This is a genomic window from Acidovorax sp. GW823-FHT02H02 (assembly GCF_058797075.1).
On record NZ_JBXAJH010000002.1, the window covers coordinates 223357 to 245015 of the forward strand.

24 protein-coding genes are annotated in these 21659 nt (G+C 63.5%); 2 read left to right on the forward strand and 22 right to left on the reverse strand.

Going from position 1 to position 21659, the window contains the following annotated elements:
• Window positions 1-9: 9 nt before the first annotated feature.
• From nagZ to AC1RDS_RS02885, 20 genes are all read right to left on the reverse strand, one after another.
• Window positions 10-1101 (reverse strand): beta-N-acetylhexosaminidase, encoded by a 1092-nt coding sequence (gene nagZ, locus AC1RDS_RS02790; protein ID WP_348683175.1) that lies wholly within the window; start codon window positions 1099-1101, stop codon window positions 10-12.
• A 69-nt stretch (window positions 1102-1170) separates the two neighbouring features.
• Window positions 1171-1572: a holo-ACP synthase gene (gene acpS / locus AC1RDS_RS02795; protein ID WP_348683173.1), complete on the reverse strand. Its 402-nt coding sequence runs from the start codon at window positions 1570-1572 to the stop codon at window positions 1171-1173.
• A 59-nt stretch (window positions 1573-1631) separates the two neighbouring features.
• Window positions 1632-2408: a pyridoxine 5'-phosphate synthase gene (locus AC1RDS_RS02800; RefSeq protein ID WP_348683171.1), complete on the reverse strand. Its 777-nt coding sequence runs from the start codon at window positions 2406-2408 to the stop codon at window positions 1632-1634.
• Window positions 2409-2410: 2 nt separating this feature from the next.
• Window positions 2411-3175: a DNA repair protein RecO gene (gene recO, locus AC1RDS_RS02805; RefSeq protein ID WP_348683169.1), complete on the reverse strand. Its 765-nt coding sequence runs from the start codon at window positions 3173-3175 to the stop codon at window positions 2411-2413.
• Window positions 3176-3187: 12 nt separating this feature from the next.
• Window positions 3188-4192 (reverse strand): GTPase Era, encoded by a 1005-nt coding sequence (gene era / locus AC1RDS_RS02810; RefSeq protein WP_287875720.1) that lies wholly within the window; start codon window positions 4190-4192, stop codon window positions 3188-3190.
• Window positions 4189-4872 carry a ribonuclease III gene (gene rnc / locus AC1RDS_RS02815; protein WP_092697145.1) on the reverse strand — a complete coding sequence of 228 codons (684 nt, stop codon included), beginning with the start codon at window positions 4870-4872 and terminating at the stop codon, window positions 4189-4191. The genes era and rnc overlap by 4 nt, the downstream gene beginning before the upstream one ends.
• On the reverse strand, window positions 4873-5235 hold the full coding sequence (locus tag AC1RDS_RS02820) for a DUF4845 domain-containing protein (RefSeq protein ID WP_092697146.1): 363 nt from the start codon (window positions 5233-5235) through the stop codon (window positions 4873-4875). It abuts the gene before it with no gap.
• Window positions 5236-5270: 35 nt separating this feature from the next.
• Window positions 5271-6245, reverse strand: a complete 975-nt coding sequence (gene lepB, locus AC1RDS_RS02825) for a signal peptidase I (RefSeq protein ID WP_287875714.1) — start codon at window positions 6243-6245, stop codon at window positions 5271-5273.
• Window positions 6245-8053 carry a translation elongation factor 4 gene (gene lepA / locus AC1RDS_RS02830; protein ID WP_026436411.1) on the reverse strand — a complete coding sequence of 603 codons (1809 nt, stop codon included), beginning with the start codon at window positions 8051-8053 and terminating at the stop codon, window positions 6245-6247. The genes lepB and lepA overlap by 1 nt, the downstream gene beginning before the upstream one ends.
• A 511-nt stretch (window positions 8054-8564) precedes the next feature.
• The gene (locus AC1RDS_RS02835) at window positions 8565-9977 is read right to left on the reverse strand and encodes a DegQ family serine endoprotease (RefSeq protein ID WP_431603994.1); all 1413 of its coding nucleotides are present in this window, start codon (window positions 9975-9977) and stop codon (window positions 8565-8567) included.
• 336 nt (window positions 9978-10313) lie between these two features.
• Entirely contained in the window at window positions 10314-10937 is a 624-nt protein-coding gene (locus AC1RDS_RS02840; RefSeq protein ID WP_287875949.1) for a sigma-E factor negative regulatory protein, read from the reverse strand.
• Window positions 10938-11006: 69 nt separating this feature from the next.
• The gene (rpoE, locus tag AC1RDS_RS02845) at window positions 11007-11633 is read right to left on the reverse strand and encodes an RNA polymerase sigma factor RpoE (RefSeq protein WP_092697222.1); all 627 of its coding nucleotides are present in this window, start codon (window positions 11631-11633) and stop codon (window positions 11007-11009) included.
• A 637-nt stretch (window positions 11634-12270) separates the two neighbouring features.
• Entirely contained in the window at window positions 12271-13515 is a 1245-nt protein-coding gene (fabF, locus tag AC1RDS_RS02850) for a beta-ketoacyl-ACP synthase II (RefSeq protein ID WP_092697150.1), read from the reverse strand.
• 47 nt (window positions 13516-13562) lie between these two features.
• On the reverse strand, window positions 13563-13802 hold the full coding sequence (acpP, locus tag AC1RDS_RS02855) for an acyl carrier protein (RefSeq protein WP_003058049.1): 240 nt from the start codon (window positions 13800-13802) through the stop codon (window positions 13563-13565).
• 103 nt (window positions 13803-13905) lie between these two features.
• Window positions 13906-14652 (reverse strand): 3-oxoacyl-ACP reductase FabG, encoded by a 747-nt coding sequence (gene fabG / locus AC1RDS_RS02860; RefSeq protein WP_092697151.1) that lies wholly within the window; start codon window positions 14650-14652, stop codon window positions 13906-13908.
• The gene (gene fabD, locus AC1RDS_RS02865; protein ID WP_092697152.1) at window positions 14649-15599 is read right to left on the reverse strand and encodes an ACP S-malonyltransferase; all 951 of its coding nucleotides are present in this window, start codon (window positions 15597-15599) and stop codon (window positions 14649-14651) included. Before fabD ends, fabG begins: the two co-directional genes overlap by 4 nt.
• A gap of 57 nt (window positions 15600-15656) precedes the next feature.
• Window positions 15657-16634, reverse strand: coding sequence for a beta-ketoacyl-ACP synthase III (locus AC1RDS_RS02870; protein ID WP_348683165.1), 978 nt, complete (start codon window positions 16632-16634; stop codon window positions 15657-15659).
• Window positions 16634-17686: a phosphate acyltransferase PlsX gene (plsX, locus tag AC1RDS_RS02875; protein WP_287875699.1), complete on the reverse strand. Its 1053-nt coding sequence runs from the start codon at window positions 17684-17686 to the stop codon at window positions 16634-16636. The genes AC1RDS_RS02870 and plsX overlap by 1 nt, the downstream gene beginning before the upstream one ends.
• Before the next feature lie 108 nt (window positions 17687-17794).
• On the reverse strand, window positions 17795-17977 hold the full coding sequence (gene rpmF / locus AC1RDS_RS02880; protein WP_005794249.1) for a 50S ribosomal protein L32: 183 nt from the start codon (window positions 17975-17977) through the stop codon (window positions 17795-17797).
• A gap of 100 nt (window positions 17978-18077) precedes the next feature.
• Window positions 18078-18629: a YceD family protein gene (locus tag AC1RDS_RS02885; RefSeq protein WP_026436402.1), complete on the reverse strand. Its 552-nt coding sequence runs from the start codon at window positions 18627-18629 to the stop codon at window positions 18078-18080.
• A 25-nt stretch (window positions 18630-18654) separates the two neighbouring features.
• Between AC1RDS_RS02885 and AC1RDS_RS02890 the strand changes: the two genes are divergently transcribed.
• Window positions 18655-19254, forward strand: coding sequence for a Maf family nucleotide pyrophosphatase (locus AC1RDS_RS02890; protein ID WP_092697155.1), 600 nt, complete (start codon window positions 18655-18657; stop codon window positions 19252-19254).
• Window positions 19251-20066, forward strand: a complete 816-nt coding sequence (locus tag AC1RDS_RS02895; RefSeq protein WP_092697156.1) for an SAM-dependent methyltransferase — start codon at window positions 19251-19253, stop codon at window positions 20064-20066. Before AC1RDS_RS02890 ends, AC1RDS_RS02895 begins: the two co-directional genes overlap by 4 nt.
• A gap of 126 nt (window positions 20067-20192) precedes the next feature.
• Here the strand turns inward: AC1RDS_RS02895 and AC1RDS_RS02900 are convergent, their stop codons facing one another.
• Together AC1RDS_RS02900 and AC1RDS_RS02905 are read right to left on the reverse strand one after the other, a co-directional pair.
• Window positions 20193-21242, reverse strand: a complete 1050-nt coding sequence (locus AC1RDS_RS02900; RefSeq protein ID WP_092697157.1) for a S49 family peptidase — start codon at window positions 21240-21242, stop codon at window positions 20193-20195.
• A 3-nt stretch (window positions 21243-21245) separates the two neighbouring features.
• Window positions 21246-21623 (reverse strand): Rieske (2Fe-2S) protein, encoded by a 378-nt coding sequence (locus tag AC1RDS_RS02905; protein ID WP_348683159.1) that lies wholly within the window; start codon window positions 21621-21623, stop codon window positions 21246-21248.
• Between the last annotated feature and the right edge of the window lie 36 nt (window positions 21624-21659).

A 21659-nucleotide genomic window follows, 5' to 3' on the forward strand; every position in this document is an offset into this window, starting at 1 on the left:
CTCACACCCTCAAGGCAGCAAATCCAGCGCCTGCAGATAGGCGGGCTGGTACATCAGCTCATCCCAGGCCTGGGGCAGGGTTTCGGGCAGCAAGGCCAGGCGGCGTGATTCGCTGTCCACGCTGGGCTGCCAGCGGCCCTGGGCGCGGGCCTCGTCCAGGCCGGCGAGGAGTTCGTCCACCGCCCGGCCATCGCCCACGCTCTGGTTGCACAGCAGCACCAGGTCGCAGCCGGCGGCCAGCGCTGCAATGGCGGCATCGGTGTAGCTGACCACCTGGCCGTCCAAACGGCGGGCGCCTTCCATGCTGAGGTCGTCGCTGAAGATCGCACCGTCAAAGCGCATCTGGCGGCGCAGGATGTCCTGCAGCCAGCGCTGCGAGAACCCCGCCGGGCGGCTGTCCACCTTGGGGTAGATCACATGCGCCGGCATCACGCTGGTGAGCGTGCTGCTGAGCCAGGGGTACGGCGCGGCGTCGTCGGCCAGAATGGCCTGGAGGCTGCGTTTATCGACTGGCACCTCGGTGTGCGAGTCGGCCCGGACGAAGCCGTGGCCGGGAAAATGCTTGCCGCAGTTGGCCATGCCCGCCTGCAGCAGGCCGTGCATGAGGCTCTTGGCCAGCAGGGCCACAACGCGCGGGTCGCGGTGGAAAGAACGGTCACCAATCACGCCGCTTTCACCCCAATCGAGGTCCAGCACGGGCGTAAAGCTGAAGTCCACGCCGCAGGCGCGCAGCTCGGCGCCCAGCACGTAGCCCGCTGCCGTGGCGGCGTTGGTGGCGCGCAATGCACCGCTGCCGGGCAAGGTCTTGGCGCCCTTGCCGTCATTCATCCACAGCTCGCCAAAAGCGTGCATGGGCGGCAGGTGCGTGAAGCCATCGGTGCGAAAGCGCTGCACGCGGCCGCCTTCGTGGTCCACGCAGATCAGCAGGTCGTCGCGCACGGCCTTGATGGCGGCGGTGAGCTGCAGCAGCTGTGCGCGGTTTTCCCAATTGCGGGCAAACAGGATGACACCGCCCGTCAGCGGGTGGGCCAGGCGGCGGCGGTCGGCGGCGGTCAACGCTGTGCCTGCCACGTCGAGGATCAGGGGGGCGTGTTCGGTCATCGGGCTTCCAATCATCAATTTGCTATCTAAAAAATAGCTGCTTGCGCTTATTAAACAAGCACTACAGAGCTATCTGGTTTGGATTTTTTCGACCACGCAAAAGCTGACGGCGTAGTCGGTCTCGTCGGTCACGCTCAGGTGCGCCTGCAGACCCTTGGCGTCGAACCACTCCTTGAGGGCGCCGTGCAGCACGATCACCGGCTGGCCGCTGGGCAGAGATCCCACCTCACACGCACGCCAGGTCATGGGCATGTGCATGCCCAGTCCGACGGCCTTGCTGAAGGCTTCCTTGGCGGAAAAGCGCGTGGCCAGGTAGCGCACGCCGCGCTCGGGCCAGCGCGCGCTGCGCGCGCGCCAGGTGGCCAGCTCGCCATCGGCCAGCACTTTCTCGGCAAAGCGCTCGCCGTGGCGCTCCAGGCTGGCCGCGATGCGGCGCACGTCGCAGATGTCGGTGCCAATGCCGTAGATCATGTTTTTTTGAACGGAATATGCCGATAGCGCTTATTCAGAAAGCGCTGAAAGCTATCAAATCAGGAGTTACTGGTGAACGCAAAACCCGCCTCGATGCAGCCCAGGTACGCCTGTACCGTGGCGCCATAGCCCAGCTCCAGCGCGTCGGCGATAAGGGCATGGCCAATCGATACCTCCAGCACGCCGGGCACCTCGCGCACAAAGGCGGCGAGGTTGTCGCGGTTCAGGTCGTGGCCGGCGTTCACACCCAGGCCTGCATCCAGCGCGGCCTGTGCCGCAGCCGCGTAACGTTTCAGTTCGATGGATTGCCGCGTCGTGCCCCAGGCAGCGGCATAGGGCTCGGTGTACAGCTCCACGCGGTCGGCACCCACCGCCCTGGCAGCGGCCATCTGCTCAGGAATCGGGTCCATGAACAGGCTCACGCGCACACCCATTGCCTTGCATTCGGCCACCAGCGGCGCCAGGCGCCCGGCATCCTGCGGAAAGCTCCAGCCATGGTCGCTGGTGAACTGGTCTTCGCTGTCGGGCACAAAGGTGGCCTGGTGGGGTCGCACCTGGCGGATGAAGTCCATCAGGTTCTGCGACGGATTGCCCTCGATGTTGTATTCGCGGCCCGGCCAGGCTTTCATCAATGCGGCCAGTTCGAACACGTCCTGGCTGCGGATGTGCCGCTCATCGGGCCGGGGGTGCACCGTGATGCCCTGGGCACCGGCCTGCAGGCACAGCTCGGCCGCGCGCGTGACACTGGGGATGCCCAGGTGGCGCGTGTTGCGCACCAGGGCCACCTTGTTGACGTTGACCGACAGGGCGGTGCGTTGCGGAGCGTGTAAAGGCATGGTCATAAGGACTGCAGGTCGATCATGAGCTGGCGGGTGCGCAGCGTGGGGCTGCCACAATGGTATTGCAGCAGGGCGCGCAGCTGGGGTTTGAGTTCTGCGGCCACCGGCACACAGGCGCGCAAGGTGGCGGTGTAGCTGGCGGCATCATCGAGCGCACGTTGCAGGGCCTGCCACTGGCGGCCAGGCAACCCTGCGCGGTCGGCATCGGACGAAATGCGCAGGCCGCCTTCGGGCACCAGCGTGTAGCGCGCGGTGGCCTGCAGCGGCGCAAATGTCATGGTCTGGGCATCCAGGCTGGGCAGCAGGCCGATCTCGCGCAGCAGCAGCAGCTCGAAGCTGCGCAAAACCGGCTCCAGCGCATCGCCATGCTCGCTGGCCAGCACACGCACCACGCCCGCGTAGGCGTCGAACAGCGCGGCGTGCGGGTCGGCCCGGGCCAGCAGGCGCAGCAGCAATTCGTTGAGGTACAGGCCCGACAGCAGCGCATCGCCCGTGGGCATCACATGGCCACCCACCCACTCGGCGCCCTTCAAGGTGTGGATGTCGGCCGTGCCATCTCCCGCCAGGGTGTAGGTCACCAGCAGCGGCTGCAGCGGCAGCAGCACGGGGCGGAAGTTGGAGCTGGGTTTCTTGGCCCCCTTGGCCACCAGGGCCACGCGCCCCTGGCGGCGGCAGAACACTTCCAGGATCAGGCTGGACTCGCTCCAGTCGTAGCTGTGCAGCACGAAGGCGGGTTCATCGGAAATGCGCTTGGCGGCAGCCACGGAAGCCCGGGATTATTCGTAGCCAAAAGAGCGCACCCGCGCTTCATCGTCGGCCCAGCCCGAACGCACCTTGACCCACAGCTCCAGGAACACCTTGGCGTCCATGAGCTTTTCCAGCTCCTGGCGGGCTTCGGTGCCGATGCGCTTGAGGCGCTCGCCCTTGTCGCCGATGACCATCATCTTGTGGTTGTCGCGCTCGACCACGATGGTGGCGGCGATCTTCACCAGGCGCTTGTGCGCCTTGCTGGCTTCTTCTTCAAACTTGTCGATGACCACGGTGGAGGTGTAGGGCAGCTCGTCGCCCGTGAAGCGGAACAGCTTCTCGCGCACGGTCTCGGAGGCCAGGAACTTTTCGCTGCGGTCGGTCAGCTCGTCTTCGGCATACCACCAGGCCTGCTCGGGCAGGTATTTGGCGCAGATGCCAAACATCCGTTCGATGTCGCCCTTGTTCTTGGCCGACATGGGCACGTACTCGGCAAACGGGTGGCGCTCCTGCATGCTCTTGAGCCAGGGCGCCAGTTCGGCACGGCGGTGCACCATGTCGAGCTTGTTGGCCACCAGCAGCGTGGGGATGCCGGGCTTGAACAGGCTCAAGACCTTGGCGTCGGCCAGCGTGAAGTGGCCGGCCTCGACCACGAACAGGATCAGGTCCACATCGCCGATCGCGCCCATCACGGTCTTGTTCAGCGACTTGTTGAGCGCCGTGGCATGGCGGGTCTGGAACCCGGGCGTGTCGACAAAGATGAACTGCGTCTGCTCGCGGGTGCGGATGCCGGTGATGCGGTGGCGCGTGGTCTGTGCCTTGCGCGAGGTGATGCTGATCTTCTGGCCTACCAGGGCATTGAGCAGCGTGGACTTGCCCACGTTGGGCTTGCCCACGATGGCAATCACGCCACAGCGCTGGCCCGGCACGGCGGCCGGCGCACCGGCGGCGGCCAGCATGGCTTCGAGGTCATTTTGCACGGGGGCGCTTTCAGCACCAGCGCTGTCAGCTACATCCTTGGTAGCATCATTCATACATTCTTCGCTTTCAGTGTGGCCAGCATGGCGGCGGCGGCGGCCTGTTCGCCGGCACGGCGCGAACCGCCGATGCCACGTTCGGTCAGACCCAACTCGGTGATTTCGCACTCCACGTCAAAGGTCTGGCGGTGCGCCGCCCCTACCGTGGCCACCACGCTGTAGTGCGGCAGCTTCATTTTGCGACCCTGGAGCCACTCCTGCAACGCGGTTTTGGGGTCCTTGGCGGCGGCCTGCATCTGGGGGTTGATCTCCACCCCCTGGAATAGGCGGTGCACCAGCGCTTCGGCGCTGGCGTAACCGGCATCCAGGTACACGGCGCCAATCAGTGCTTCGAGGGCGTCCGCCAGGATGGAGGGCCGTTGCTGGCCACCGGATTTGGACTCACCCTCCCCCAGGCGCAGCACGTCGGACACCTGCAGGCGCAGTGCCAGCTGGTGCAGGGTGTCCTGCTTGACAAGGTTGGCGCGCACGCGCGACAGGTCGCCCTCGGGCAGATCGCTCAGACGCTGGTACAGCAGGCTGGCCACGGCCAGATTGAGCACCGAGTCCCCGAGAAACTCCAGGCGCTCGTTGTGGTCCGCCGAAAAACTGCGGTGCGTGACGGCGCGCTGCAGCAGCGAGGCGTTGGAGAACTGGTGCTGCAGACGACTCTGCAGCGCGAGAAGTGCCGGCTGCACCTAGTTGGTCTGCCCATCAAAGCGATACACCAGGTAGGCTGGACCTGCCAGGGGTATCTCGCGCGCATATTTGAAGGACACCACCACTTTCTCACCCCGCTTGGTGATTTCGAGGTCCGAACCCTTGAGCGAATTGATGTCGTCAATGGCTGCGGCGCGGTCGAAGGCGGCACGAATCGCAGGCACTGTGCTTTCGGTCTTGGCCTTCTCGATGGCTTTTTTGGCGGCGACGTATTCCAGGAAGATCGGAATGGACTGCCCGCCAATGGCAAAGGCAGCCACGGCAAACAGACCGACAAAGATCAGCCCGAAAAACGACAGACCGCGCTGACGCGACCGGCTGGCTGTGCGATGCATGCTCATGCTTTTACTCCCTCGTTGTTCTGTGTCTGACGTCTTCAATGGAACGAACCAATCCGCTTGAGGTTGCCAAAATTCATCCAGACAAAGAATGCCTTGCCGACGATGTTGGCCTCTGGCACAAAACCCCAATAGCGTGAATCCAGCGAATTATCGCGGTTGTCGCCCATCATGAAATAGTGCCCCTGCGGCACCTTGCACACGACCCCTTCCACGCTGTAGCGGCAGTTCTCGCGGTAGGTGAAATTGCTGGCCCCCTGCACAAAGGCGGGTACATCGGGGTTGTTCAGCAGCCGGTGCGGCTGGTCACCCAGCTGCTCTTCGTACTGCTTGAAGTAACGCATGGCGTCTTCATCCAAGAAATCGGGCATGGCCGTGGTTTCCACCGGCTTGCCATTCACGGTCAGGCGCTTGTTGAGGTAGGCCACCTCATCGCCGGGCACGCCCACCACGCGCTTGATGTAATCCAGGCTGGGCTGTGGCGGGTAGCGAAACACCATCACATCACCACGCGCTGGTGGCGTACCTTCTGTCACTTTGGTGTGGATCACGGGCAGCCGGACGCCGTAGGTGAACTTGTTGACCAAGATGAGGTCGCCCACCAGCAGTGTCGGAATCATGGAGCCCGACGGAATCTTGAAGGGCTCGAACAGAAACGAGCGCAGCAGGAACACCGCGGCGATCACCGGAAACAAACCAGCGGTCCAGTCCAGCCACCAGGGCTGCATCAGAATGCGGCCCTTGGCCTCCTGCACGTCCATGTCCACCTTCTGGATGCCCATGCGGTCGAGTTCCGCGCGGCGCTGCACGGCCGCATCCTCGACGGCCTGGGCCGCGCGGCGCCGGCGCGGCAGGAAAACCAGACGCTCCGCCAGCCAGTAGGCCCCGGTGACCACGGTGGCCAGGAACAGCAGCAAGGCAAAGTTGCCCTCGATTGCCCCCGTGTACCAGGCACCGATATAGCCCACGAACGCGGCGAGCACCATCGAAGTCAGAATTTGCATGAACTGCATCAATCTTCCACCTGCAAAATGGCGAGGAATGCCTCCTGGGGCACCTCGACCGAGCCAATCTGTTTCATGCGCTTCTTGCCTGCCTTCTGCTTTTCAAGCAGCTTGCGTTTGCGGCTGACGTCGCCACCGTAGCATTTTGCCAGCACGTTCTTGCGCAAGGCCTTGATGGTTTCGCGCGCAATGATGTTGGCGCCAATGGCCGCCTGGATGGCCACGTCGTACATCTGGCGGCTGATGATTTCGCGCATCTTGGCCACCACGGCGCGGCCGCGGTACTGCGACTGCGAACGGTGCACGATGATGGACAGCGCGTCCACCTTGTCGCCATTGAGCAGGATATCGACCTTCACCACATCCGACGCGCGGTACTCCTTGAACTCGTAGTCCATCGAGGCATAGCCGCGCGACACCGATTTGAGCTTGTCGAAGAAGTCGAGCACGATCTCGCCGAGCGGCATCTCGTAGGTCAGCATGACCTGGCGCCCGTGGTAGGCCATGTTCATCTGCACGCCGCGCTTCTGGTTGGCCAGCGTCATCACCGGGCCCACGTAGTCCTGGGGCATGTACAGGTGCACGGTGACAATGGGCTCGCGGATTTCTTCCAGGCGCCCCTGGTCGGGCATCTTGGAAGGGTTTTCGACCATGATGACTTCACCGTCGGCCCGCACCACCTGGTAGACCACGCTGGGCGCGGTAGTGATGAGATCCTGGTCGAACTCGCGCTCCAGGCGCTCCTGCACGATCTCCATGTGCAGGAGGCCCAGGAAGCCGCAGCGGAAACCAAAACCCAGGGCCTGACTGACTTCGGGCTCGTAATGCAGCGAGGCATCATTGAGCTTGAGCTTTTCGAGTGCATCGCGCAGCGAGTCGTACTCGCTGGCTTCGGTGGGGTACAGCCCGGCGAACACCTGGGGCTGGATTTCCTTGAAGCCGGGCAGCGCCTCGGCCGCAGGACCTGCATTGTTGGGCAGCTTTTTTTCGAGCGTGATCGTGTCGCCCACCTTGGCCGCCTGCAGCTCCTTGATGCCGGCGATGATGTAGCCCACCTGGCCGGCATCGAGCGAGTTGCGCGGCTCGTTGGCGGGCGTGAACACACCGAGGTTGTCGGCGTTGTACACCGCGCCACTGGCCATCATCTTGATGCGCTCGCCCTTGAGCAGGCGGCCATCGACCACGCGCACCAGCATCACCACGCCCACATAGCTGTCGAACCAGCTGTCGATGATCATCGCGCGCAGGGGGCCCGTGGCGTTGCCCTTGGGTGCGGGCACCTTGGCAACGATGGCCTCGAGGATCTCGTCAATGCCCATGCCGGTCTTGGCAGAACACGGGATGGCATCGGTGGCGTCGATACCGATCACATCCTCGATCTCGGCCTTGGCGTTGTCGGGATCAGCATTGGGCAGATCCATCTTGTTGAGCACCGGCACCACCTCCACACCGAGGTCGAGCGCCGTGTAGCAATTGGCCACGGTCTGTGCCTCCACGCCTTGCGAGGCATCGACCACCAGCAAGGCACCTTCGCACGCGGACAGTGAACGGCTCACTTCATAGGAGAAGTCCACATGCCCCGGCGTGTCGATCAGATTGAGGTTGTAGACCTGCCCGTCTTGCGCCTTGTAGTGCAACGCAGCCGTCTGCGCCTTGATGGTGATCCCGCGCTCTTTCTCGATGTCCATCGAGTCAAGTACCTGCGCCTCCATGTCGCGATCGGCAAGCCCGCCGCACCGCTGGATCAGGCGATCGGCCAACGTCGATTTGCCATGGTCGATGTGGGCAATGATGGAAAAATTTCTGATGTGTTTCATCAACGGGAAACGTCAAATAATTGAATTGAAACGGCGCGGACAAGAAAAAAGGGCGCGTCGAATGGCGACGCGCCCTGAACCAACAATCATTGGCAACTGCGAAGGTTGGAGCTTCATTGTAGGCAAAAAGCCTGCACCAATGACCTCACCCCCCCCACAGGCGAGGCGCGTTGCCGCAGTGCAACAAGCATTTTACACACAGCTTATTCACAGCCAGCATCCGAACAACATGGGACAACTTGTGGGTTAGCTGTGGATCAGCTGTGCATGGGTCATCCTCATTCCACCATATGGCCGCAGCGTCGGCCGATATGTCGATATGTGTAGAACGGAGGTCTGCATTCTATCCAATATGATCGATGGACAGATCGACCCAGTTCGCGTGAGCCAACCTCACATAGCCAAAAAATAGACGCCAGAGCACCCTCGCCGGCCATACCGGGCACGGGAAATCCCGAAAAAATGCCCGGGATTTCTCTGCCAGTGCAGTCAGCGCAACCTCAATGCAGGTTCATTTGGCAGGGCGGATCAGGGCGTATTGGGCCCATTCTCCGCGCCGGTACAGCACATTGATAGGCTTGCTCTTGTCCACCTTGGCGAGGGCCGCCTCGAAATCCTTGACTCCGCTGATTTCGGTGTTGGCGATGGAAAGGATGATGTCGCCTTCGCGCAGACCGGCACGGGCAGCGGCATCGGTGGCAGCATTCACCACCACGCCACCTCGGATCTTCAGTTCTTTCTTTTGCGCGTCGGTCAGAGGGCTCACTGACAATCCCACCAGCTGTGCGGCCGCCGAGGCCTTGGGCTTTTCTTCCCGTTCGGCGGTTTTGCTGGCCGGCTTGTCGCTGTCGATCTCCGCGATGGTGATGCCCAGGTCCTTGGCGCTGCCACGGCGAAACACCGTGACCGTGCTTTTCGTTCCAGGCTTGGTATTGCCCACCATGCGTGGAAGATCCGCGAGCTTGTCGATCGGCTTGCCGTCAAACCGGGTAATGATGTCGCCGGCCTCGATGCCCGCCTTGTCGGCCGGAGAACCCGCCTCCACGCCCGTCACCAGGGCTCCCGATGCCTTGCCAAGGCCGATGGATTCAGCAACATCCTTGGTGACCTGCCCCACCTGGACGCCAATGCGCCCGCGCGTGACCCGGCCCGTTGCACGCAACTGATCGCTCACGCGGATGGCCTCGTCCATGGGAATGGCAAACGAGATGCCCATGAAACCACCCGACCGCGAATAGATCTGGCTGTTGATCCCCACCACCTCGCCACGCATGTTGATCAGCGGCCCGCCCGAGTTGCCGGGGTTGATGGCCACGTCGGTCTGAATGAATGGCAAATAGTCCCCCGTGTCCCGCTGCTTGGCGCTCACGATGCCGGCAGTGACCGTGCTCTCCAGGCCAAACGGCGAACCGATCGCCATCACCCATTCGCCCACCTTCAGGCGACTGACATCCCCCACCTTCACGGCAGGAAGCCCCGTGGCTTCGATCTTGACCACAGCCACATCGGTGCGCTTGTCGGCGCCCACGATCTTGGCCTTGAACTCCCGCTTGTCCGTCAGGGTGACGATGACCTCATCAGCCCCCTCCACCACATGCGCATTGGTCATCACATAACCGTCGGCGGTCAGGATGAATCCCGACCCTACACCCCGGGGCTGCTCCTCTTCGGGCTGAGGACGCTGGGGCCGCTGCTGCCGTGGCATGTTGGGAATGGGCACGCCAAAACGCTTGAAGAACTCCAGCATGTCCTCATCCATGCCGTTCGTGTTGGCGCGGGCCGACACCTTCTCGGAAGTCCGGATGTTCACCACAGAAGGCCCCACCTGCTCCACCAGTTCGGTGAAGTCCGGCAAGCCACGCGACACGGCAGATTGCGCGTGGGCTGCGCCATGGGGCACAGCCGCCAGACTTGCCGCCCCCATCAGCACGCCTGCCAGTGCATAGGAGTGCAGTTTTTTCCAATCGATCCTGAGCATCATCGACCTTTCTTCAATTGTGGCAATCGTTACGAACAGAGGCTGTATGACTGTGAAGGAAACCGGGGTGACTTGGTTCCCCGCACCGCACGCTCCGTCCTTTCCAGCGGGTGCTTTTCCGGCGCTGTCAGCGCCGTTTCCCAGGTTTCGGGCAATGGCGGGAACAGGCTGAACGCACCGCGAATGTCTTTTTGAACAACTTTTAAAAAGGGCAGAAAGGTGCGCTCCGCTGCATCGCGATGGAAACAAACCACCCCCCGAACAGAATCGGCCGCCAGAGCATCAGCGTGGAGGCGCCTCAAAAGTGGCGTTGCGAAGGAATCCTGCAGGCATCTGCAAAGCAGAGGTGTTTCCAAATTGCCGGTGTGCTGCCAGAAGCTCATCCAGCCGCGGGTCGCGAATCATGACTTGCTGCCCATCGGCTCCCGCGACGGCAACCGCAGGTGCCACCGGCTGGGCTGGCGCAGGGGCTGCGGCCAGTTGTGCACCGGCAGAGGTCGATTGCGCCCCTTGAATCCCTGCCAAAGCACTCCAGCCAATGGCCGCCACAGCGGCCAACGAAGCAAATCCAGCCGCCATCTTCCAGCGGAACACCGACGCATTGGCAGCAACCGCCGTTTCTGCGCGCACGACCTGCTCCACCGCAGGTGCGGCTTCGGGCAGACGCCCGTGCATGGGCTCTTGCGCCAACTGCTCTCGAACGCGCATCACCATCGAATGATTGCCCTGCTGGTGCAGCGCCAGCTCTGGAGAACGCAGGACATCCCCCACCAGATGGTAGAGCTGCCAGGTGGCCTGGCCCTCGGCCTGCGCAGCGAACTCCAAGGCCTGCGCCAACTCGTCGCCCTGTAATTGCCCGTCGGCCAACGCCGACAACTGTTCGCGATTCATCCAATCTGTGGTCATAGCATCACCTGCCCATCTCGTCCTTAACCCAAGCACCCGCGCTTGCACGCGAATCCCAAAGAAACTGCATCACCAGCGCTTGCCCGACTGGTTCTCCAGCAACGGGCGCACGCGCGCAGAAATCGCCTCGCGCGCCCGAAAAATCCGTGACCGCACTGTTCCGATGGGGCATTCCATCGCTGCGGCGATCTCTTCGTACGTCAAGCCTTCTATCTCACGCAAGGTCACGGCCTGCCGCAGATCCTCCGGCAAAGCCTCCATGGCCGCATTCACAGCCGCCGCAATTTCCTGGGCCGCAAGAATGGTTTCGGGCGTTTCTTCGGAAGTTAGTTCGTGTCCCAGGCGGGAAGTTTCATCTTCTTCGTCACTGCCCCGCAGGGCGTTTTCCGAGATGACAGGATTGCGCTTCATGTCCATCAGCGCCTTTTTGGCGGTGTTCACGGCAATCCGGTACAGCCAGGTATAGAACTGCGCGTCGCCCCGAAACTGGTGCAGCGCCCGGTAGGCGCGGATGAAGGTTTCCTGGGCGATATCGGGGACGAGGTCAGAATCCCGCACCATGCGGCCAATCAGGCGCTCAATGCGCCTCTGGTATTTGATGACCAGTAATTCGTAGGCACGCTGGTCACCCGCAACCGTACGCTCCACCAGTTGGAGGTCGCTGTCTGCGGGGGCGGTGGGGAGTGTTACGGTCATTGTCACTTTGAATTTACGCGTCCGTGCGGCGCGCTGCGGCAGGTTCACCAACCCCTGGGGCATCCGGCCTGGGGCGCGAATATACCGCACGCCGCAGATCGCCCCATCGGTCGGGAACGCTCTGGCGTTCAAGCCACAACCAGGTGCTGCGTCCATCGGGGCCATCCAGGCAAACCCAGAGTTGACTCTGGAGATCCAGCCGCACCCAGAGGACTCCCTCCAGTGGATGTGCCGGCTTGCCCCGCTGGTCGATCTCCAGGCGCCATTGCAAACCGTCCCACTGCAGCAGCCCGCGAACGCGGTGCCGCCAGAAATGCCATACCGAACCAGCAGCGTACAACCAGAAAGAAATGGCCACGGACAGCCGCACTACCGAGTGACCAGCCCCCTGCAGGAGCCAGTTCAACAAAGCAGCACCGCCCACACCCAGCAGGGCCAGCAACCCCCAAAGCAACACCAGCCCCCGTCCAACGGGATATTGAACCGGTGGTGCAGAAAAATGGGACGAAGCGCGGCGCATGGTCAGCGCCACTCGACGGAATACGGGCAAGCAAACCGGCCCTGCGGACGGGCCGCGGCATGGCAGACCGCCACGTTCAAGGCTGTCACCAGCAAGGCCTGGCGACAGCAAGCGGCATCAAAAGCGCTTGAAGACCAGCGTGCCGTTGGTTCCGCCAAAGCCAAAGTTGTTCTTGACGGCCACGTCCATCCGCATGTCACGCGCCGTGTTCGCGCAAAAGTCCAGGTCGCATTCGGGATCCTGGTTGAAGAGGTTGATCGTCGGCGGCACCTTCTGGTGGTGCAACGCCAGCACGGTGAACACACTTTCAATCCCGCCCGCGCCACCGAGCAGGTGACCCGTCATGGACTTGGTGGAGCTGACCACGGTCTTGTAGGCATGTGCACCCAAGGCCGCCTTGATGGCGTTGGTCTCGTTGAGATCGCCCAGCGGTGTGGACGTGCCATGCGCGTTGAGATAGTCCACCTGATCAGGATTGATACCCGCATTGTGCATGGCGCTCAGCATGGCGCGGCGTGGACCGTCCATGTTGGGAGCGGTCATGTGACCGGCATCGGCACTCATGCCGAAGCCGCTCAGTTCGGCATAGATTTTGGCTCCGCGCGCCTTGGCATGCTCGTACTCTTCGAGCACCATGACACCGGCGCCCTCGCCCAGCACAAAACCGTCACGGTCTTTGTCCCAGGGGCGCGAAGCCGTCTGGGGGTCGTCGTTGCGCGTGGAAAGTGCGCGCATGGCCGCAAAGCCACCCACGCCCAGGGGCGACACGGTAGCCTCGGTGCCACCCGCCACGGCCACGTCGGCATCGCCGTATTCGATCATGCGACCCGCCTGGCCAATGCAGTGCAGGCCCGTGGTGCAGGCGGTCACCACCGACAGATTGGGTCCCTTGAAGCCAAACCGCATGGAAACATGCCCTGCCACCATGTTGATGATGGAAGCGGGCACAAAAAATGGGGTGATGCGCCGAGGTCCCCGGCTGGCCAGCTCGGCATGGGTGTTCTCGATCAGCGGCAGGCCGCCGATACCCGAGCCGATCACGCAGGCGATGCGTGTGGCCAGGTCGTCGTGCAGCGCCTCCCCTGTGGGCAAGCCTGCATCCTGCACCGCCTGGGCCGCCGCAGCGATGCCGAAATGGATGAAAGCGTCCATCGCGCGCGCATCCTTGGCGCTGATGTACGACTCCAGATCAAATCCCTTGACCTCGCCTGCAATCTTGCAGGCAAAGTTCGACGTATCGAACTTGGTGATGAGATCAATGCCGGACTTGCCGGCCAGGACGTTGGCCCAGGAATCCGCCACCGTGTTACCCACGGGACTGACACACCCCAGGCCGGTCACGACAACGCGACGACGGCTCATGCGTAAAACCTTCTGCTGATCGCTCAAGTCAGGCGCTGAAAGCCCGCTCAGGCCTTCTGGTGGGTGTTGGCGTAGTCGATGGCGTTCTGCACCGTCGTGATCTTCTCTGCATCTTCGTCAGGGATCTCGATGCCGAATTCGTCTTCGAGTGCCATCACGAGTTCGACGGTATCCAGGGAGTCAGCGCCGAGGTCGGCCACAAAGGCTTTCTCGTTGGTGACCTGGGACTCTTCAACGCCGAGTTGTTCAGCAATGATTTTTTTGACGCGTGCTTCGATATCGCTCATGGTTTCCCTCTGGGGGTTGTGAATAGATCCGCGATTCTAGCCGCTTGAGGAAAGCCCCCAAGTCAACCCGTCGCACGGATGAACCGACGTTAACTCTCAATAATTACATGTACATGCCGCCATTGACGTGCAATTCCTGCCCCGTCACATAGCCTGCCTCGCGCGATGCCAGGTAGGCGACCGCATGGGCGATGTCGGCAGGCTTGCCCATGCAGCCCAACGGGATCTGTGCGTTGAGGGCTTTTTGCTGCTCTTCGGGCAGGCTGGCCGTCATGTCGGTTGCTATGAAACCCGGTGCCACGCAGTTGACCGTGATGCTGCGGCTACCCAGTTCGCGGGCCAGTGCACGCGTCATGCCGGCCACACCGGCCTTGGCGGCTGCATAGTTGGCCTGGCCCGGGTTGCCCGATGCACCCACCACGCTGGTGATGCTGATGATGCGCCCGAAGCGCTGCTTCATCATGGGACGAATGGCGGCACGGCTCACTCGGAAGACCGCCTTGAGGTTGGTGTCCAGCACGGCGTCCCAGTCGTCATCCTTCATGCGCATGGCCAGGGTATCGCGCGTGATGCCGGCATTGTTCACCAGCACATGCAGGCCGCCCTGCTGCTTGACGATGGAGTCCATCAGCGCCTCGATGGCCGCGCCATCGTTGACGTTCAGATTGGCGCCCCGGCAGCCCGGGTAGGCCGACAGGGCCTGGCTGATGCGCCCGGCGCCTTCATCGGTGGTGGCTGTGCCCACCACCTGGTAGCCGCGCGCGGCAAGCTCCAGCGCAATCGCCGCGCCAATGCCGCGCGATGCGCCGGTCACCAGCGCCACTTGCGCTTCAGATGCAGATTGCGTCATGCCAACAACTCCCGGGTTTCGGCCAATGTAGCCGGATCAAACAGTGCCGCGCCGACCAGTTCGGGGTCGATGCGCTTGGTCAGGCCCGCCAGCACCTTGCCGGGGCCGCATTCGATGAGATGGGTGATGCCGCGTGCCTTGAGCGCCTGCACGCACTCGACCCAGCGCACCGGGCCGAAGGCCTGGCGGTACAGCGCATCCCGGATGGCATCCGCGTCTTGTTGCACGGCCACGTCCACATTGTTGAGCACCGGAATCTGCGGAGCGCCCAACACCACATCGGCCAGCGCCATGCGCAGCTTCTCTGCAGCAGGCTTCATCAGGCTGGAATGGAACGGCGCCGACACGGGCAGTGGCAACGCACGCTTGGCACCCGCCGCCTTGAGCAGTTCGCAGGCCTTGTCGACACCCGCCTTGGTGCCCGCGATCACGGTCTGGACCGGATCGTTGAAATTCACGGCTTCGACCACTTCTGCCGATCCCGCACCAAAGGATGCCGCCGCCTCGGAGCAACCAGCGATGACACGGGCGGCCTCCATGCCCAGAATGGCCGCCATGGCCCCCGTGCCTACCGGCACGGCTTCCTGCATGGCAGCAGCGCGCAGACGCACCAGCGGTGCCGCCTGCGCCAGCGTCAGTACGCCCGCAGCCACCAGCGCCGAATACTCACCCAGCGAATGCCCGGCCACGGCCAGCGGCGTGGCTCCGCCCTCGGCGCGCCAGACGCGCCACGCGGCCACCCCGGCCACCAGCATGACCGGCTGCGTGTTGGTCGTCAGGGCCAGCGCCTCCTTGGGGCCTTCATGAATCAACCGTCCCAGGTCTTCACCCAGGGCATCGGAGGCTTCTTGAAGCGTCTGGGCCACCACCGGGTGATCGCCCCAGGCGTCCAGCATGCCCACGGACTGCGAGCCCTGCCCCGGAAAGACAAATGCAAAAGATTTCATACCACCAGATGTTTATAAGACATATGCCTCAAGCGCTTACCCATCATGCGCAAGCAGCTACAGCTTCAGGAGCACCGCACCCCAGGTGAAACCGCCCCCCACGCCTTCGAGCAGCAGGGTCTCGCCCTTCTGGACCTGGCCCGCGCGCACCGCATGGTCCAGCGCCAGCGGAATGGAGGCCGCAGACGTGTTGCCATGCTGGTCCACCGTCACCACCACCTTGTCCATGGACAGCTTCAGTTTCCGGGCCGTGCTTTGCATGATGCGGATATTGGCCTGGTGCGGAATCAGCCAGTCGATGTCGGCATCGGTCAGGTTCGCCTTGGCCAGGGTGGCGCGGGCAGCTTTGTCCAGCACGCCCACCGCCAGCTTGAACACGGCCTGGCCGTCCATCTTCAAGAGCGGATGGCCCAGCACCTCGCCGCCCGAGACGCCGCCCGGCACACACAGAATATCGACATACCGGCCATCGGCATGGAGTTCGCTGGCCAGGATGCCGGGCGTCTCCGACGCCTCCAGCACCACCGCGCCCGCGCCATCGCCAAACAGCACACAGGTCGTGCGGTCCTTGAAATCCAGAATGCGGCTGAAGACCTCGGCGCCCACCACCAGCGCACGCCTGGCGGCTCCGCTCTGGATCATGGCATCGGCCACCGTGAGGGCATAGACAAAGCCGCTGCACACGGCCTGCACGTCAAACGCAGGGCAACCGTTGGCACCCAGCTTGTTTTGCAATATGCAGGCCGTCGAGGGGAACACCATGTCCGGCGTGGAGGTGGCAACGATGATCAGGTCGATGTCCTGCGGCTGGCAGCCGGCAGCCTCCAGGGCCTTGCGCGCAGCCTCCAGGGCCAGATCGCTGCTGGTCACGTCGGGGGCGGCGAAGTGGCGCGCCCGGATTCCGGTGCGCTCCACGATCCATTCGTCAGAGGTCTGGATACCGCTCAGTGCCAGTTCGGCCACCAGATCGGCGTTGGTCACGCGGCGCGGCGGCAGGTAGCTGCCGGTGCCGGTAATGCGGGAATAGCGTCTCATCAATGTGTTGTCGCCGCGGCACCGGGCATTGGCTGGGCAATGGCGGGCGCCAGCAGGGGCGCCGCATGCGCAATCCGGGTCCGGACACGATCGAGCAGGTTGTTGCGGGCTGCATCATACGCCCGGTTCAACGCCTGCTCGAAGGCCATGGCATCAGCCGAGCCGTGGCTCTTGAACACCAGCCCCCGCAGGCCCAACAGCGCCGCGCCGTTGTAGCGGCGGTAATCGATGCGCTTCATCAGCGCTTTCAGCACGGGATAGGCGACGATGGCAGCAGCTTTCGTCAAAATGCTGCGCGAAAACTCCTGCTTGAGCCCACCCACCACCATGGTTGCCACACCTTCGGCGGACTTCAGTGCCACGTTGCCCACAAAACCGTCACACACCACGATGTCCACGGTTCCCTTGAAGATGTCGTTGCCCTCGACATTGCCATAAAAATTCAGATCACCCGAATTGGCAGCAGATCGAAGCAACTCACCCGCTTTCTTGATGACTTCACTGCCCTTGATGATCTCTTCACCGATATTGAGCAGGCCCACGGTCGGCTCATCGGCATCTTTCAGCACGGAGACCAGCGCAGAGCCCATGACAGCAAACTGCAGCAGGTGTTCGGCCGAGCAGTCCACATTGGCCCCCAGGTCGAGCACCGTGGTGGCGCCACCCTGGGCATTGGGCATCTGGGTGGCGATGGCCGGACGGTCTATGCCATCGAGCGTCTTGAGGATGTAGCGGGCAATGGCCATCAAGGCCCCCGTATTGCCGGCGGAAACCGCAGCGGCCGCCGTGCCGTCCTTCACCTGCTGGATGGCAACGCGCATGGACGAGTCCTTCTTGCGGCGCAGTGCAATCTCCACCGGGTCGTCCATGGCGACCACTTCGGAAGCCGGCACCACGGTGGCTCGCTCATGCGAGAACGACTGCAGACTGTCCTTCAGACCGACCAGCAGCAGATGGGCATCAGGATGATGTTGGAGGAACTGACGGCACGCCGCGAGCGTGACGCGGGGGCCATGGTCGCCCCCCATGCAGTCAACAGCCAGTGTGATCATGGGCGACTTGTCCAGCCAGCAAGGCTGGTCGAAAGATAAATGCAGTGGTCAAAACAAAGGCCCGTGCTACAGCAAGAGTAGCAACGGGCCTTGCGGGGAAGGCTGATGTCAGGCTTCAGATTTGTTCTTCAGCACCTGGCGACCACGGTAGAAGCCGTTGGGGCTGATGTGGTGGCGCAGATGGGTTTCACCGGTGGTCGGTTCCACGGCAATGCCCGGCACGTTCAGGGCATTGTGCGAGCGGTGCATGCCGCGCTTGGAAGGGGACTTTTTGTTTTGCTGAACGGCCATGATGGCTCCTGGTCTTGAATAGGGTTGGTAAAAACGCGATCAGCCCATTAAAGACACGAGGGGATTCGCGTGAAGCCCTCGATTATATCCCAAACGCCAATTATTGTCCCTTTTCTTCTTTGCGCAGGCTCGCCAGCGCAGCAAAGGGATTGGGTTTTTCGGCGCTGGCGGCCTCGAAATCGTCGTCGCTGGAGGCCAGCGGCACGGCCGTTGGGCATTCATCGTGCCGCGGCACCACGGGCAGGGCCATCAGCAGTTCATCCTCGATGAGCTCGCGCAGGTCGAACTCGCGGCTCAGTGCCAGCAGATCCTCCTCGCTCTCGTCGTCCAGCGCCTCGGCCGTGGCCTCATCGGCCACGAAGCGAAAGGAGCGCTCCACAGCCAGGGGCACATCCACCGGCGTCAGGCACCGCTGGCACTCCATGGGAAAGGTCGCCTGCACCTGCACATGCAGCCACACCTGCACGATTCCACCCAGTGCGGTGCGCAACTCGCCAGTGGCCGTCCAGTCCACGCGCAGATCAGGGTGCAGGCTCTTGGCCTCCTGGGACAGCCGCTCGTATTTCAGCAGCGAATCGTGCCCGGACAGCTGCCCGCCCGCCTGCGCGAAAGCCTTGACATCGAGCCGGTCGGGGGAGAATTCCTTGGTCATGGCGGCAGTGTAAGAGAATCGGCCGATGCATCCATCCCACACCCCGCAACGCCCACTGGTATTGGGCTCGACATCGCGCTACCGCCATGGGCTGCTGTCGCGGCTGAACCTGCCTTTCACGGTGACAGCCCCCGCAGTGGACGAAACCCCGCTGACCGCCGAAACACCCCGCGCCCTGGCCTTGCGCCTGGCACTGGCCAAGGCCCACGCAGTGGCCCGCCAGCACCCGCAGGCGGTGGTGATCGGCTCCGACCAGGTGGCCGACCTGGGCGGCCACCCGCTGGGCAAGCCAGGCACGCACGAACGAGCGGTGGCCCAGCTGCGCCAGATGCGCGGCCAGACCGTGATCTTTCAGACAGCCGTGGCCGTGGTCTGCGCCGCCACCGGGTTCGAGCAGGTGGACCTGGCGCCGGTCGAGGTGCGCTTTCGCCAGTTGTCGGACGATGAAATCGAGCGCTACCTGCGCGCCGAAGAGCCCTACGACTGCGCGGGCAGCGCCAAGAGCGAAGGCCTGGGCATTGCGCTGCTTGACGCCATCGTGAACGACGATCCCACCGCCCTGATCGGCCTGCCGCTGATCCGCACCTGCCGCATGCTGCGCGCCGCGGGCCTGGTGTTGCCATGAGCACGCGCCCCACGCCCCCGGCAGACACGCCTGCCTACACCGCCACCAACGGCACGCTGTACCTGGTGCCCGCGCCGCTCGACTTCGGCTGCGACACCCAGGCGCCCCTGCAGGACGCCCTGCCCGACGGCACCCTGAAAACGGCCGCCCGCCTGACGCACTGGATCTGCGAAAACGCCAAGAGCACGCGCGCCTACCTCAAGCGCATCGAGCCCCTGCACCCGCTGGCCGCCTCGCTGCAACAGCAAACCATCACCGAGCTGCCGCGCGAAGTCCACAAGAAAGGCGACCACGGCGCCAAGGGCTCGGCCCCGTTCGACGCCCGGCCGTTGCTGGCCGCAGCCCTGGTGGGGCATGACATGGGCCTGATCAGCGAAGCGGGCATGCCCGCCGTGGCGGACCCGGGCTCGTCCGTGGTGCGCGCGGCGCACGACCTGGGCATTCCGGTGGTGCCGCTGGTGGGCCCCGTCTCGCTGCTGCTGGCGCTGGCCGCCAGCGGCCTGAACGGCCAGAATTTCGCCTTTACCGGCTACCTGCCGCAAGACGCGCAGGAGCGCATCCAGCGCATCCGCGAGCTGGAATCGCTGGCACTCAAGACGGGGCAGACGCAGCTCTTCATCGAAACACCTTACCGCAACGCGGCGCTCTGGCAGGCCCTGGTGCAGACGCTGCAGCCGCACACCCGGCTGGCACTGGCAGGGGGGCTGACACTGCCCCAGGTGCAGATCCGCAGCCAGCTGGTGCGCCAGTGGCGCCAGCAGGCCATCCCCATCGACAACCGCACGCCGGTGGTATTTGCCTTCGGCCGTTAGCCGTAGCGGCCCGGGAATACCATCTATTCGATAGCCATCAGCGCTTACAAAATAAGCACTGGAGGCATTTTTCTATCCAATTTTCGGCCCTGCGCCGCCTCCAGGCAAAACCCGGGGCCGCGGCGTTCAATGCAATTGCGGAGCGGCAGTGTTTGCCAGGGCCTTGGCCGCGCCCACGCCCATCGCCGCGCCAAAACGCTTGGCCAGGCGCTCGGCCACATTTTCACGGCGGGTGTAGTCGATGATGTCTTCAGCCTTGACCACTTCGCGCGCCACGAAGTCGAGGCTGCCCAGTTTGTCGGCCAGGCCCATCTCGATGGCCTGCTGGCCCGTCCAGAACAGGCCGCTGAAGGTTTCGGGCGTGGGCTTGAGGCGGTCACCCCGGCCGGCCTTCACGACGCTGATGAATTGCTGATGGATCTGGTCGAGCATGGTGAGGGCGTAGGCACGCTGCTTTTCGGTCTGCGGACTGAACGGATCCAGGAAACCCTTGTTCTCGCCTGCGGTGAGCAGGCGCCGCTCCACGCCCAGTTTCTCCATGGTGCCGGTAAAGCCGAAGCCGTCCATCAGCACGCCGATGCTGCCGACGATGCTGGCCTTGTCGACAAAGATCTCGTCGGCAGCCGCCGCGATGTAGTAAGCGGCCGAGGCGCAGGTCTCTTCCACCACGGCATACACGGGCTTGTTGTGCTTGGCCTTCAGGCGCACGATTTCATCGTTGATCATGCCCGCCTGCACCGGGCTGCCGCCGGGGGAGTTGATCAGCAGCACCAGCGCCTGCGAGCCCTCGTCCTCCAGTGCGCTGCGCATGGCGGCCACCACCAGTTCGGCGCTGGCTTCGGCGCCCGAGGCGATTTCACCCTTGATGTCCACCACCGCCGTGTGGGGCGCCGACTTGCTGGGGCCGCTGGTGCTCTGGTACAGGGCCGCCCAGGCCACCAGCAGCGCCACCAGCAGCCAGGTCAGGCGAAAGAAGATCTTCCATCGGCGGGCGCTGCGCTGCTCGTTGAGAGCAGCGAAGGCCAGTTTTTCCAGCGTGGCACGCTCCCAACCGGGTTCACGCGATGCAGCGCTCACTTTTGCTGCCGAATTTGTAGCTGGTTGCGCCCACAGATCGGTCGCTTGCGCTGGATTTTGCCCAGAACCCGTGGGTTCGGTGCGGGTGGTGTCGGTCATGGGTCAGAACTCAACAGGTTGCAGGTTGTAGGCAGTATGCCAGTGCACCACCCCGTCCACTTCGGACAAGGCGATCTTCACCAGCCCGCCGCGGCAGGGGCCGCCCGCGCAGGCGCCGGTGTCCGGCCGGTAGGCCGCGCCATGGGTGGCGCACAGCAGCCACTGGCCAGTGTCATCAAAAAAACGGTCGGGCTGGTAGTCCATCTCCATGGCCACATGGGTGCAGCGGTTCAGGAAGGCATGGGGCCGCCCCTCGAAGCGGATGGCAAAGGCCCGGCAGGTCTGCCCGACGTACACCACATCAAAGGGCACGGCCAGGTGGCGCTCCTGGAGATCGGCGCTGCTGCACAGCGCAATGGCGACGGAATCAGCGGTGGTCATGGGCGGCAGACAAGCAAGGATCTCGCAACGGCAGGC